This is a genomic window from Burkholderia cepacia complex sp. TUM26381, from assembly GCF_057439935.1.
The window spans coordinates 2,663,129-2,676,241 of sequence record NZ_CM172006.1 but is presented as its reverse complement, the minus strand read 5'-3'; the positions used below and the strand labels follow the sequence as shown (position 1 = coordinate 2,676,241).

At 65.6% G+C, this 13,113-nt stretch carries 10 protein-coding genes and 1 tRNA gene; 7 read left to right on the top strand and 4 right to left on the bottom strand.

The genetic code is table 11. The features are described 5' to 3' along the window. The first annotated feature begins 568 nt into the window (after nucleotides 1–568). On the top strand, nucleotides 569–1,483 hold the full coding sequence (locus ACWMMN_RS12520) for an integrase domain-containing protein (RefSeq protein WP_322073537.1): 915 nt from the start codon (nucleotides 569–571) through the stop codon (nucleotides 1,481–1,483). A 233-nt stretch (nucleotides 1,484–1,716) separates the two neighbouring features. On the opposite strand, the gene ACWMMN_RS12515 is transcribed toward ACWMMN_RS12520, so the two are convergent. From ACWMMN_RS12515 to ACWMMN_RS12505, 3 genes are all read right to left on the bottom strand, one after another. Then, nucleotides 1,717–2,949: a tyrosine-type recombinase/integrase gene (locus ACWMMN_RS12515; RefSeq protein WP_322073536.1), complete on the bottom strand. Its 1,233-nt coding sequence runs from the start codon at nucleotides 2,947–2,949 to the stop codon at nucleotides 1,717–1,719. 167 nt (nucleotides 2,950–3,116) lie between these two features. After that, nucleotides 3,117–3,191, bottom strand: a tRNA-Arg gene (locus tag ACWMMN_RS12510). Between the two features lie 147 nt (nucleotides 3,192–3,338). Beyond that, the gene (locus tag ACWMMN_RS12505) at nucleotides 3,339–3,521 is read right to left on the bottom strand and encodes a rubredoxin (RefSeq protein WP_034190709.1); all 183 of its coding nucleotides are present in this window, start codon (nucleotides 3,519–3,521) and stop codon (nucleotides 3,339–3,341) included. 199 nt (nucleotides 3,522–3,720) lie between these two features. Here ACWMMN_RS12505 and ACWMMN_RS12500 point away from each other — a divergent pair, with 199 nt between their 5' ends. From ACWMMN_RS12500 to ACWMMN_RS12480, 5 genes are all read left to right on the top strand, one after another. After that, on the top strand, nucleotides 3,721–4,125 hold the full coding sequence (locus tag ACWMMN_RS12500; RefSeq protein WP_059233511.1) for a DUF4399 domain-containing protein: 405 nt from the start codon (nucleotides 3,721–3,723) through the stop codon (nucleotides 4,123–4,125). Between the two features lie 202 nt (nucleotides 4,126–4,327). Next, entirely contained in the window at nucleotides 4,328–6,277 is a 1,950-nt protein-coding gene (locus tag ACWMMN_RS12495; protein WP_059233512.1) for an ATP-binding cassette domain-containing protein, read from the top strand. 220 nt (nucleotides 6,278–6,497) lie between these two features. After that, complete coding sequence (locus ACWMMN_RS12490) at nucleotides 6,498–8,480, top strand: DNA topoisomerase IV subunit B (protein ID WP_059233513.1); 1,983 nt, start codon at nucleotides 6,498–6,500, stop codon at nucleotides 8,478–8,480. 69 nt (nucleotides 8,481–8,549) lie between these two features. Further along, nucleotides 8,550–10,871 (top strand): DNA topoisomerase IV subunit A, encoded by a 2,322-nt coding sequence (gene parC / locus ACWMMN_RS12485; RefSeq protein WP_256085121.1) that lies wholly within the window; start codon nucleotides 8,550–8,552, stop codon nucleotides 10,869–10,871. A 256-nt stretch (nucleotides 10,872–11,127) separates the two neighbouring features. Then, a complete protein-coding gene (locus tag ACWMMN_RS12480) occupies nucleotides 11,128–11,586 on the top strand; it encodes a CopD family protein (RefSeq protein WP_059233515.1) in 459 nt (152 codons plus the stop codon). Between the two features lie 38 nt (nucleotides 11,587–11,624). Here the strand turns inward: ACWMMN_RS12480 and ACWMMN_RS12475 are convergent, their stop codons facing one another. Further along, on the bottom strand, nucleotides 11,625–12,509 hold the full coding sequence (locus ACWMMN_RS12475; RefSeq protein ID WP_256085120.1) for a LysR family transcriptional regulator: 885 nt from the start codon (nucleotides 12,507–12,509) through the stop codon (nucleotides 11,625–11,627). 112 nt (nucleotides 12,510–12,621) lie between these two features. On the opposite strand from ACWMMN_RS12475, the gene ACWMMN_RS12470 reads away from it, so the two are divergent. Beyond that, nucleotides 12,622–13,068: a multidrug/biocide efflux PACE transporter gene (locus ACWMMN_RS12470; protein ID WP_059233517.1), complete on the top strand. Its 447-nt coding sequence runs from the start codon at nucleotides 12,622–12,624 to the stop codon at nucleotides 13,066–13,068. Nucleotides 13,069–13,113 lie beyond the last annotated feature (45 nt).

Below are 13,113 nucleotides of genomic sequence, written 5' to 3'. Positions count from 1 at the left end.
ACGGTGGCTTGATCACCGAATGAACTGAGTAGGGCCTGCGCCCAAAATCCGTCCATCGTTTCCTGATGGACTCGTGACCGCTTCGCCGATAGGTGAAGCCCTCCATCGCCTTTTGCTTCCTGCGAAAGGCGCGATGTGCAATCCCCGTATGCCGCTCCCGCGGCAATCAATCCGTGACGTGCGCTCCCCAGCGCTAACGCCGTGCCTCGCTGCGTCCGTCTCAATCGTCTTCGTGACGATTGGTGGCGTGCTCGGCCTCGGCGTCTGAAATCTCGTGTCGACTCGCTCGGCACGCATCAATTCGCGCGGTCGGGGCATTGGCGCCCCCGATCGGTCGCAAAGCCAAAACACGGATCAAACGGGGGAAGCGTCTTCCCGCCACGCGTCGAACCTCATCGGGTTCATGCGTGCCGGGCTGCGCCGGCTTGCTGGCGTAGAACGCTCCCAATCTCACCAGGCCGAGGCTCGTGCCCCCGTTTGTTGTCTCCCAGCTGCGGTTTCGCGGCACCGTCCAGCGGACAGGGAGGCAACTGGGGGTCGAGCCTCACGTCATGGATGCGGGGTACGCATGTCGCACAAATCTCTCACGGCCGACCTGTGCCGTGCTGCGCGCGGGGCGCGTGGCAAACAGGCAAACTCGACCTCGAAAGGTCGCGAGAAGTCGCTCGCGCGTTTCGCGCGGTTTCTGTGGGACATGGGCTTTCAGGTTCACACGACCGGCCAGCTCAAAGAGAAGCATCTGATCGCCTGGTCGAACGACATGACGGGCCGAGGGCGTTCGAAGCGGACTGCCGTCAACAACATGACGCACATCCGAACGGCGCTCGAAGGGATCGGCCGCCGGCCGTTTGCCGACAAGATGAGCAATGCGGCGCTCGGTCTGTCGGGGGCTAGTCGGGCGGGCACGAAGCGGCCAATGATGCGCGACGAACTGGAACCGTATCGTGCTGCTGTTGCTGCGATCGATCCAGGCATCGCGGTTGTGCTCGAGCTGCAGCTTGAACTTGGGCTGCGAGCGAGGGAGGCGGTTCAAAGCATCAAATCGCTGGCTGACTGGCGGCGCGCGCTGTCGAGTTCGATCGGAGACGGCTTCGTGACCATCATCCACGGGACGAAGGGGGGCAAGACGCGTCGGAGCCCACCGTTGGATCGGCGGCGCGCTGCTGACCTGGTGGAGCGGGCGATCGGACTGTCGAACGAGTACGGCGGGAAGCTGGTCCGCAAGCCGGATCTGAAACGGGCGATGGAGCGCTATCACTATGTCGTGCGCAAGGTCGGTATGACCGCCGAGCGTGCACCGCATAGCCTTCGCTACGCGTACGCGACCGAGCACCTGGAGCGGCAGAAGGCTGCCGGTGTATCGCGTCGGGAGGCGGCCGCCGGCGTATCGACATGGCTTGGCCACGGTGACGGACGTGGAACATGGGTGAAGCGCGTGTACGGGCGCGAGGTGTTGACCGAAGCGGAGGCACGTCATGCATAGGCACGGTGGCGCATTGCCGCTCGTCGGCCACTCGAGGTGGAAGCAGATCGAGCCGTTCGTTGGGGTATCACGGGAGACATGGCGAAAGTTGTGCCTCGCAGGGCGTGCACCTAGGCCTATCCAACTGTCGCTCCGATGTACCGTATGGAGCAACGAACAGATCCATCGATATTTGAGCGACCCGCTTGGCTATCATGATCGCCATCGGGCTGACTGATAGCCTCGCAGAGGTATTAGCCTGCCACCGATCCGATCCGGATAATTTGTGCGCCTGCTTCGAGCGCATCAAGATGATCAGCCCAGTGCTGCATCATCTTTCGGCGCTCGGGCAGGAATTCGGCATGCACGTATGCGGCGGTTACCTGATTGCGTTCCGCGTGGGCGAGCTGGCGATCGACAACGTCGCGGCTATAACCGAGTTCGCGAAGCACGGTCGCGGCCAGACCGCGGAACCCGTGTCCGGTCATTCGCGACTTGTAGCCCATACGGTACAGCGCATAGAGCATCGTGTTGTTCGAGATGTGGCTTCGGCCCTGGACGCTATAGAAGACGTGCCGGTGGGTACCATTCAGTTCGCGCAACGCGGCCAATGTGTCGAGCGCCTGGCGCGACAGCGGGACGATGTGCGGGTCGCGCATCTTCATCCGCTCGGGCGGAATCCGCCACTCGGCGGCGCGCTCGTCGAACTCATCCCACTCAGCGTTGATCATCTCGGTCGTCCGAGTGAATGTCAGCGCCATGAAGCGAAGCGCGAGGCGCGTGACGAGGTCGCCTTGGTAGGCTGCGATGTCCCGCATGAGTTGGGGAATTTCGACGGGTTTGACCCGCGCCATGTGTTTGACGCCCGTACCTTTCTTGAGGACGGTCTCGGCATCGATGTCGGCAGCGGGGTTGCGGGGGCATCGCCCGGTCATGATTCCGTACTGGAACACTGCCCGCGAGCGCTGGAGGATGCGTTTAGCCGTCTCGCGTACACCGCGGGATTCGACGGCTCTCAGGATCTCGAGCATGTCGGGCGCCTCGATGTCTCGGATCGGGCGATGACCGATTCGTGGGAAAGCATCGATCTCCAGCGAATTGATCACCTTGCCTGCATACACCTCGGTCCATCCATCTTTCTGCGCCGCAAACCACTCGCGTGCGACAGCCTCAAACGTCGACGCAGCTTCGATTGCCCGGGTGCGTTTGACTTCCCGTTTTTGCTCGGTCGGATCGGTGCCGGCGGCGAGTTGCTTCCGTGCATTGAGGCAGGCCTGCCGAGCCTCAGCGAGCGTCACCTCCGGATAGACGCCGAAGGCGGCGCGCTTCTCTTTGCCGTCGAAGCGATACTTCATCCGCCAGTAGCGTGATCCGTTCGGCATGACCTCGAGATACAAGCCCTTGCCGTCAGCCAGGCGATAGGGCTTGTCGGCCGGCTTGGCCTTGCGGATCTGCATCTCGGTCAGCGGTGTAGCGTGCTTTGGCATGGCGTGGGGGCATCGAGTTTGGGGGCACGGAGGCATGTCCCAAAAGATGCCCCCAAGTTAGGTTGCTTGTACTGGGCGACCTTGGGCAATGATGGCAGCAAAAGCCTAGGCAACACAAGGCTGTGTGCGGCTTTCTGGGCAAACTTGGGAAGTGTTGGGAACTTAGGTGGTCCCCCCGACAGGAATCGAACCTGTATCTAGCGCTTAGGAGGCGCTTGTTCTATCCATTGAACTACGGGGAGAGCCATGTCCGGGCAATCGCGCGAAAAAACGCGAACCGGACGGCGGTGTGGACAGCGCGCAGAGTATAGCAAAGGCGCGGCGCGTCGGCGGGGCGGAATGCGCACCGACGCGCGTATCGCGTGATCAGCCGCGATCGGAACGGGAAATCAGAAATCGACGACGACGAAATCTTCCTTGCCCACGTCGCACAGCGGGCAGCGCCAGTCGGCGGGAATGTCGGCGAAACGCGTGCCGGCGGCGATGCCTTCGTCGGGCAGCCCTTCCGCTTCGTTGTAGACCCACCCGCAAATCAGGCAGACCCAGCTCTGGTATTCGGTTACTTCGCTCATGTGACGCTCGGGAAAATGGAAATTCGATGATGCCGTCTGCGGCCTGGCCGGCGGACGAAAGGCGCAATGGTACCGGAATTTCGCCGAACGCCTCCGCAACGTCGTTTTAAACGTACGCATCGCGAACAAGTCGATCGAAACACGCATGCCGTGTGTGCGGTGTATCCTTCCCGGGCTGTCCAATCATAAGGAGAATGCGATGCTGAACAGAAAGTGGATCGCGGGTGCGATGTGCGTGGCGGCGATGGCCGTATCGACGGTCGCGCGGGCCGAGGCGCGCGTGTTTTTCGTTGAACCGGCGGACGGCGCGACGGTGTCGAACCCGGTGCACGTGAAGTTCGGTCTGGAAGGCATGGAGCTTCGGCCGGCCGGCGACATGACGCCGAACACCGGTCATCACCACTTGCTGATCGACGGCCGGCCGATCCCGAAGGGCGACGTGATTCCCGCGAGCGAACGTTCGCTGCACTTCGGCAAGGCACAGACCGAAACCGACATCAAGTTGCCGCCGGGCCAGCACACGCTGACGCTGCAGTTCGGCGACGGCGCACATCGGTCGTACGGCCCCGAACTGAGCCAGACCATCAGCGTCAACGTCAAGTAAGCGGTCACACCCGCGCGGACATCCCAGCCATCCCTGCAACAGGGATGCGCCCGCCCGCTGCCGGGTGCCTGCGACCCGCGCGCGGCGGCCGCCCACCGGCCGTCGCGGTCGATCTTGCGGCATTATCCGTCCGGCCATGCCGGTGGCGGCGTCCGCGCCCGGTACAATGGGCGCTTCCGATTCCTCTCTCCGCCGTCTCCCCATGTCGCTCTATTCCATTACCGGCGCGCAGCTCGCGTTCGGTCACGTCGCGTTGCTCGATCACGCGGATTTCTCGCTGGAAGCCGGCGAGCGCGTCGGCCTGATCGGCCGCAACGGTGCGGGCAAGTCGTCGCTGCTGAAGATCGTCGCCGATCTTGCCAAGCCTGACGACGGGCTGATCACGCGCCAGCAGGAGCTCGTGACCGTCTACGTGCCGCAGGAGCCCGAGTTCGAACCGGGCGCGACGGTGTTCGACGCGGTTGCGTCGGGGCTCGCGCATACGCGCGAACTGCTCGAAGAATACGATGCGATTGCGCACCGCCTTGCGGATATACCGGAAGGTGCCGAGCACGATGCGCTGCTCGCGCGGATGAACGCGCTGCAGTCGTCGCTCGATGCGCACGACGCGTGGAGCTGGCGCACGCGCGTGTCGATGACGCTCGCGCAGATCGGCCTGCTCGACGGCGACGCTAGCGTCGATGCACTGTCGGGCGGGATGCAGAAGCGCGTCGCGCTGGCGCGTGCGCTGGTGCTGCAGCCCGACGTGCTGCTGCTCGACGAACCGACCAACCACCTCGACTTCGACGGCATCCGCTGGCTGGAAGAGCTGCTCGTCTCGCAGCGCGCGGGCCTGCTGTTCATCACCCACGATCGCGCGTTCCTCGACCGCGTCGCGACGCGGATCGTCGAGCTCGATCGCGGCCGGCTGCTGTCGTATCCGGGCAATTTCTCCGCGTACCAGACGCGCAAGGCGCAGCAGCTCGAAGTCGAGCGCGTGGAAAACGACAAGTTCGACAAGTTGCTCGCGCAGGAAGAAGTATGGATCCGCAAGGGGGTCGAGGCGCGCCGCACGCGCAGCGTCGGCCGCATCGCGCGGCTCGTGCAGATGCGCAACGAGCGCGCGGAGCGCCGCAATTCGCAGGGCAACGTGAGGCTCGACGTCGCGCAGGGCGAGAAGTCCGGCAAGATCGTCGCGGAGCTGACCGACGTGACGAAGCGCTATGGCGGCCGCACGGTCGTCGACCGTTTCACGACGACGGTCATGCGCGGCGACAAGATCGGCTTCGTCGGCCCGAACGGTGCGGGCAAGACCACGCTGCTCAAGCTGATCCTCGGCGAGCTGAAGCCGGACGAAGGCACGGTGCGCACCGGCACGAACCTGCAGGTCGCGTATTTCGACCAGATGCGTGCGCAGCTCGACCAGGACAAGAGCCTCGCGGATACGATCAGCCCCGGCAGCGAATGGGTCGAGATCGGCGGCGTGCGCAAGCACGTGATGAGCTATCTCGGCGATTTCCTGTTCGCGCCGGAACGCGCGCGGTCGCCGGTGAAGTCGCTGTCGGGCGGCGAGCGCAATCGTCTGCTGCTCGCGCGCCTGTTCGCGCGTCCGGCTAACGTGCTGGTGCTCGACGAACCGACCAACGATCTCGACATCCCGACGCTCGAACTGCTCGAAGAACTGCTGGCCGACTACGACGGCACGGTGCTGCTGGTCAGCCACGATCGCGCATTCCTCGACAACGTCGTGACGTCGGTGATCGCGGCCGAGGGCGACGGCAAGTGGCGCGAATACGTCGGCGGCTTCAGCGACTGGCAGATCCAGAGCGAGCGTTCGGAGCAGCTCGCGCAGCAGGAAGCCGCGAAGCGCGCGGTCAAGGAAGCGGCGCCGGTGAAGGAAGACCCGGCGAAGAGCGCCGCGGGCCGCAACGCGCAGCGCACGGTGAAGCTGTCGTTCAACGAGCAGCGCGAGCTCGATTCGCTGCCGGAGAAGATCGCCTCGCTCGAGGACGAGCAGAAGACGATCAATGCGCAGCTCGAGGACGGCTCGATTTTCGCGAAGGATCCGCAGGAAGGCACGCGCCTGACCGAGCGCTTCGCGGCGATCGACGATGAATTGCTCGCCGCGCTCGAGCGGTGGGAAACGCTCGAGGCGAAGCGCAAGCCGGCGTGACGCGTGCGGCGCGCGCCAATCCCGCCATTGGCGCGCCACGCGGAACCAGTAGAATACCGCGCGTTCAGGGTCGCGCAGCGCACGCCGCGCGCCCGCTTTCGGAGCAGTCCAAGCACACCGTTGTTTCGATTCGCTTTTTTACGGAACTCAACGTTTTGTCCACGACGTTATCCACACGAGGTGTGGACAACGTCCCGATGAATGACGAAATTCAGCGCCTATGTCAACGAAGAAACCCAGCGCGGCCTATAGCGAAGCATCGATCAAGGTGCTCAAGGGTCTCGAGCCGGTCAAGCAGCGGCCCGGCATGTACACCCGTACCGAGAATCCGCTGCACATCATCCAGGAAGTCATCGACAACGCGTCCGACGAGGCGCTCGGCGGCTACGGCAAGCAGATCACGGTGACGCTGCACGCCGACCAGTCGGTCTCGGTCGAGGACGACGGTCGCGGGATCCCGTTCGGCATGCACCCCGAAGAAGGCGTGCCGGTCGTCGAAATCGTGTTCACGCGCCTGCACGCAGGCGGCAAGTTCGACAAGGCCGCCGGCGGCGCCTATACATTCTCGGGCGGCCTGCACGGCGTCGGCGTGTCGGTGACGAACGCGCTCGCGACGCGCCTCGACGTAACGGTCTGGCGCGACGGCAAGATCGCCGAGCTTGGCTTCGCCGAAGGCGACGTCGTCAAGCCGCTCGCGACGCAGGGCGCGGGCCGCGGCGAAAAGAAATCCGGCACGCGCGTGCAGGTGTGGCCGAATCCGAAGTACTTCGATTCGCCGAACCTGCCGCTCGGCGAGCTGCAGCGTCTGCTGCGCTCGAAGGCCGTGCTGCTGCCGGGCGTCGAGGTCGTGCTCGTCAACGAGAAGAGCGGCGAGCGCCAGACGTGGAAATATGAAGACGGCCTGCGCGGCTACCTGCTCGACGAAATGAACGGCAGCGAACTGCTGATCCCGCTGTTCGAAGGCGAGCGGTTCGCCGATTCGCGCTCGGGCGACGATACGTTCGCCGAAGGCGAGGGCGCGTCGTGGGTCGTCGCGTGGAGCGAGGAAGGTTCGCTCGTGCGCGAGTCGTACGTGAACCTGATCCCGACGCCGGCCGGCGGCACGCATGAATCCGGCCTGCGCGACGGCCTGTACCAGGCCGTGAAGAGCTTCGTCGAGCTGCACAACCTGCAGCCGAAGGGCGTGAAGCTGCTCGCGGAAGACGTGTTCGCACGAGTGTCGTTCGTGCTGTCCGCGAAGGTGCTCGATCCGCAGTTCCAGGGGCAGATCAAGGAGCGCCTGAACAGCCGCGACGCGGTGAAACTCGTGTCGTCGTTCTCGCGCCCGGCGCTCGAGCTGTGGCTGAACCAGCACGTCGAGCACGGCAAGAAGCTCGCCGAACTCGTGATCAAGCAGGCGCAGGCGCGCACGCGCGCGGGCCAGAAGGTCGAGAAGCGCAAGAGCTCGGGCGTCGCGGTGCTGCCCGGCAAGCTGACCGACTGCGAGACCGAGGATATTGCGCGCAACGAACTGTTCCTCGTCGAAGGCGACTCGGCGGGCGGCTCCGCGAAGATGGGCCGCGACAAGGAATACCAGGCGATCCTGCCGCTGCGCGGCAAGGTGCTGAACACGTGGGAAACCGAGCGTGACCGCCTGTTCGCGAACAACGAGGTGCACGACATCTCGGTCGCGATCGGCGTCGATCCGCACAGCCCCGACGACACCGTCGACCTGTCGAACCTGCGCTACGGCAAGATCTGCATCCTGTCGGATGCGGACGTCGACGGCTCGCACATCCAGGTGCTGCTGCTCACGCTGTTCTTCAAGCATTTCCCGCAACTGATCGAGCGCGGCCACGTGTGCGTCGCGCGGCCGCCGCTGTTCCGCGTCGACGCGCCCGCGCGCGGCAAGAAGGCCGCGCAGAAGCTCTATGCGCTCGACGACGGCGAACTCGAAGCGATTCTCGACAAGCTTCGCAAGGACGGCGTGCGCGAGACCCAGTGGAGCATCAGCCGCTTCAAGGGCCTCGGCGAAATGAGCGCCGAGCAGCTGTGGGACACGACGATGAACCCCGATACGCGCCGCCTGATGCCCGTGAAGCTCGGCGAGCTCGACTACGAGGCGACCGTCGCGCGCATGACGATGCTGATGGGCAAGGGCGAGGCAGCCGCGCGGCGCGGCTGGCTCGAGGAAAAGGGCAACGACGTCGAAGCGGATATCTAAGCAGGGAATCCGCACGGCCGGGCACGACGCCCGGCCCGGCCTCTCGCTACTTACGAATACGGAATTCAGATGGACGACAATACTTCCGATCTCTTTGCCAGCCCCGACGCGCCCGAGAGTGACGCGCTGACGCTCGGCAACTACGCGGAGCAGGCGTATCTCAGCTACGCGGTCAGCGTCGTGAAGAGCCGCGCGCTGCCCGACGTGTGCGACGGCCAGAAGCCGGTGCAGCGCCGGATCCTGTTCGCGATGAACGAAATGGGCCTCGGCCCGGACGCGAAGCCGGTGAAGTCGGCGCGCGTGGTCGGCGACGTGCTCGGTAAATACCACCCGCACGGCGACCAGTCGGCGTATGACGCGCTCGTGCGTCTCGCGCAGGATTTCTCGCTGCGCTACCCGCTGATCGACGGGCAGGGCAACTTCGGTTCGCGCGACGGCGACGGCGCGGCGGCGATGCGATACACCGAAGCGCGGCTCACGCCGATCGCGAAGCTGCTGCTCGACGAGATCGACCAGGGCACGGTCGACTTCATGCCGAACTACGACGGCTCGTTCGAGGAGCCGAAAACGCTGCCGAGCCGCATGCCGTTCGTGCTGCTGAACGGCGCGTCGGGCATCGCGGTCGGTCTTGCCACCGAAATCCCGTCGCACAACCTGCGCGAAGTCGCGGCGGCGGCGGTCACCTTGATCCGCAATCCGAAGCTCACGCACGCGGAGCTGATGAACCTGATCCCCGGCCCGGACTTCCCGGGCGGCGGCCAGATCATCTCGAGCGACACCGAGATCGCGGCGGCGTATGAAACCGGCCGCGGCAGCCTGAAGGTGCGCGCGCGCTGGAAGATCGAGGATCTCGCGCGCGGCCAGTGGCAACTCGTCGTGACCGAACTGCCGCCGAGCACGTCGGGCCAGAAGGTACTCGAGGAAATCGAGGAACTGACCAACCCGAAGCTCAAGCTCGGCAAGAAGACGCTGACGCCCGAGCAGCTCAACACGAAGAAGGCGATGCTCGACCTGCTCGATGCGGTGCGCGACGAGTCGGGCAAGGAAGCGGCGGTGCGGCTCGTGTTCGAGCCGAAGTCGCGCACGATCGACCAGACGGAATTCGTGAATACGCTGCTCGCGTACACGAGCCTCGAATCGAACGCGACGCTGAACCTCGTGATGATCGGCGCCGACGGCCGCCCGGGTCAGAAGGGCCTGCTGACGATCCTCGACGAGTGGGTGAAGTTCCGCCAGCTGACGATGACGCGCCGTTGCCGCCATCGTCTCGCGAAGGTCGACGACCGCATCCACATCCTCGAAGGGCGGATGATCGTCTTCCTGAACATCGACGAGGTGATCCGCATCATCCGCGAGTCGGACGAGCCGAAGGCCGCGCTGATGAGCGCGTTCGGCCTCAGCGACCGTCAGGCCGAAGACATTCTCGAAATCCGCCTGCGCCAGCTCGCGCGGCTCGAGAAGATCAAGATCGAGAAGGAGCTCGAAACGCTGCGCGACGAGAAGGCGAAGCTCGAGGAACTGCTCGCGAACGAAAGCGCGATGAAGCGGCTGATGATCAAGGAGATCGAGGCCGACGCGAAGCAGTACGGCGACGATCGCCGCACGCTGATCCAGCAGGAAAAGCGCGCGACGTTCGAGGCGAAGGTGGTCGACGAGCCGGTGACGGTCGTCGTGTCGCAGAAGGGCTGGGTGCGTGCGCTGAAGGGCCACGGGCTCGACCCGGCCGCGTTCTCGTTCAAGGCCGGCGACAGCCTGTACGCGGCGTTCCAGTGCCGCACGCCGGACCGGCTGATTGCGTGGGGCAGCAGCGGCCGCGTGTATTCGGTCGACGTGTCGGTGCTGCCGGGCGGGCGCGGTGACGGCGTGCCCGTCACGTCGCTGATCGAGCTCGAGTCGGGCTCGCACCTGATGCACTACTACGCGGCGCCGGCCGACCAGCAACTGCTGCTCGCGTCGAGCAACGGCTTCGGCTTCCTCGCGAAGGTCGGCGACATGGTGAGCCGCGTGAAGGCCGGCAAGGCATTCATGACGATCGACGCGGGCGCGGCGCCGCTCGCACCGATGCCGGTGCTGCCGAACGCGACGCAGGTCGCGTGCCTGTCGAGCGGCGGCCGCCTGCTCGTGTTCGGGATGGACGAGATGAAGACGCTGTCCGGCGGCGGGCGCGGCGTGATCCTGATGGCGCTCGACGACAAGGAAACGCTCGTGCAGGCGCTCGCGATCGATCCGGCCGGCGTCGTGCTGATCGGCACGGGCCGCGGCGGCAAGGCGCAGGACGAGACGCTGTCGTATGCGGGGCTCGCGCCGCACATCGGCAAGCGCGCACGCAAGGGCCGCGCACCGGAGACGAAGCTCAAGGTCGTCAACGAGCTGCGTCCGCTGCTCGGCTGACGCCGCGCGCGGATCGCCCGGATCGTCCGGTTCGGCCGCGATCGAAGGCCGCACGTCCGCTTCGGCGGGTGTGCGGCTTTTTCTTTGAGGGCGGGGGTTGGGGTAAGCAAGCGTGGCGCTGTCACGCGAAACTTGCAAAATATTGTGAAATCGCGCCGAGGGTCTGAACCGAGAGGCGACCGGCCGGTCGAACGTCGCTTGATGCCGCGTGTGACGCGGCCGTTCGCCGCACCCCACTCATCACAGGATTGTCGCCATGTCCCACGCTGTTGCCGTCGCGCTGTTTCTTCATCTGCTGGCCGTTGCCGTGTGGGTGGGCGGGATGGTCTTCGCGAACTTCTGCCTGCGCCCGGCGCTGTCCGACCTGTCGCCGCAGCTCCGGCTGCCGCTGATCGAAGGCGTGTTCGGTCGCTTCTTCAACTGGGTGGCGGGCGCCGTCATCGTGATCCTGCTGTCCGGCGGCTTCCTGCTCATGGAATTCGGCGGCGCGCACGCGACGTGGTCGCTGCATGCGATGGCCGGGCTCGGTGTCGTGATGATGCTGATCTTCGGGCATATCCGCTTCGCGCTGTTTCCGCGCATCCGTCGGGCGGTGCAGGCGCAGAACTGGCCGGACGGCGCGCGCGCAGTGAACGCGGTGCGCCTGCTCGTCGTCGTGAACCTGGTGCTCGGCGTCGTCACGGTCGGGGCGGCCGTGCTGTCGCGCGGTTTCTGATCGTTCGGCATCGGCCGCCGGCCCGGCGGCCTGCGCCGCTACGCGGCGAGCATTGCATCGAGCAGCCACGCGCCGGCCGGGCCGAGCGGCCGGTTGCGCGACCACACCGCATCCACCCGCACGCGGCGGGGCCAGCCGCGTGAGCGCAGCTCGCACAGGCGGTCGCGTGCGAAGTGCTCGACCATCCAGCGCGGCAGTTCCGCCCAGCCGAACCCCAGCACGGCCATTTCCAGCAACATCAGGTAGCTCGGCGCCAGCCAGTGCTGCGTGCCGACGACGATCCGGTCGTCGGTGCCGCGACCTTCCGTTTTCACATAGGTATTGAGGCGCAGTTCGCGCACGTCGCGCAGCGCCGCGTGCGGCACCTCGGTGTCGCCGTATTCGGCGAGCGCGTGGGTGCGGCCGACGAACAGCCCGATCTCCGACTCCTCCGCCACCGTCGCCGCGCCGATATCGGCCGGGTAGGCCGTTCGCGCGGCCATCAGCCCGAGCTGCGCGCGGCCTTGCTGGATCAGGTCGAGCACGTCCTCGTGCTCGGCGATCTGGCATTCGAGCTCGAGCGCCGGAAAGCGCCTTTCGAGCGCCATCAGCGTCTCCTCGTAACGCTTTGACTGGTACGTATCGGACACGACGAGCGTCAGTCGCGCTTCCTCGCCGTGCGCGAGCCGCGCGGCGGTGCGGTCGATCGCCGCACTGGCCTCGAGGGCGCGCTGCACCTGCGGCAGCAGCGCGCGCCCGGCGTCGGTCAGCGTCGGCGTGCGCGTGGCGCGATCGAACAACTGCACACCGAGATCGATTTCGAGGTTCGCAATCGCCTCCGACACGGTCGACTGGCGCTTGCCGAGCTTGCGTGCGGCAGCCGTGAACGAGCCGAGCAGCGCGGCTTCGGCGAAAGCGAGCAGGGCTTCGGGGGCGTGGTGCATGCGGCGCTCCAGATTCTGTTATATCGGTAAAACCGATGATAACAAACTGGATTCATACGGTATCGCCGATCAAAATGGCCGACATGAATCAAGCAACGGATGGGAGAGCATCATGAAACAGATGAACAAAACGGTGACGGAACGGCTGCTGCATGCGCTGACGTTCGAGCTGGTCGCAATCGCGCTGTGCGCACCGATCGGCGCGTGGCTGCTCGACATGCCGGTGTCGCACGTCGGCGTGCTGACGGTGATGGTGTCGCTGATCGCGATGGCGTGGAACATGGCGTTCAACACGCTGTTCGACCGCTTCGAGCGGCGGGCGGGACTGAAGCGCACGCTCGGCATGCGGATCGCGCACGCAGTGATGTTCGAGCTTGGCCTCGTCGCGATGGTGGTGCCGGTTGCCGCGTGGTGGCTGAACGTGAGCCTCGTCGAGGCGCTGCTGCTCGACCTCGGCATCGTGCTGTTCTTCCTGCCTTACACGTTCGGCTTCAACCTCGCCTACGACGCGCTGCGTGCCCGCTGGATGGCGCGCCGGGTCGCGGTGCAGGCCGGTTGAGGGCGGTCGGGGCGGGTTGAGCCGGGCAGGGCGACGAGGCCGTCG

Bases quoted from the DNA above. Each gene is read 5' to 3' on its own strand.
- ACWMMN_RS12515 (WP_322073536.1), bottom strand. From the start codon at position 2,949: ATGCCAAAGCACGCTACACCGCTGACCGAGATGCAGATCCGCAAGGCC.
- ACWMMN_RS12490 (WP_059233513.1), top strand. From the start codon at position 6,498: ATGTCAACGAAGAAACCCAGCGCGGCCTATAGCGAAGCATCGATCAAG.
- ACWMMN_RS12500 (WP_059233511.1), top strand. From the start codon at position 3,721: ATGCTGAACAGAAAGTGGATCGCGGGTGCGATGTGCGTGGCGGCGATG.
- ACWMMN_RS12520 (WP_322073537.1), top strand. From the start codon at position 569: ATGTCGCACAAATCTCTCACGGCCGACCTGTGCCGTGCTGCGCGCGGG.
- ACWMMN_RS12495 (WP_059233512.1), top strand. From the start codon at position 4,328: ATGTCGCTCTATTCCATTACCGGCGCGCAGCTCGCGTTCGGTCACGTC.
- ACWMMN_RS12475 (WP_256085120.1), bottom strand. From the start codon at position 12,509: ATGCACCACGCCCCCGAAGCCCTGCTCGCTTTCGCCGAAGCCGCGCTG.
- parC (WP_256085121.1), top strand. From the start codon at position 8,550: ATGGACGACAATACTTCCGATCTCTTTGCCAGCCCCGACGCGCCCGAG.
- ACWMMN_RS12505 (WP_034190709.1), bottom strand. From the start codon at position 3,521: ATGAGCGAAGTAACCGAATACCAGAGCTGGGTCTGCCTGATTTGCGGG.
- ACWMMN_RS12470 (WP_059233517.1), top strand. From the start codon at position 12,622: ATGAAACAGATGAACAAAACGGTGACGGAACGGCTGCTGCATGCGCTG.
- ACWMMN_RS12480 (WP_059233515.1), top strand. From the start codon at position 11,128: ATGTCCCACGCTGTTGCCGTCGCGCTGTTTCTTCATCTGCTGGCCGTT.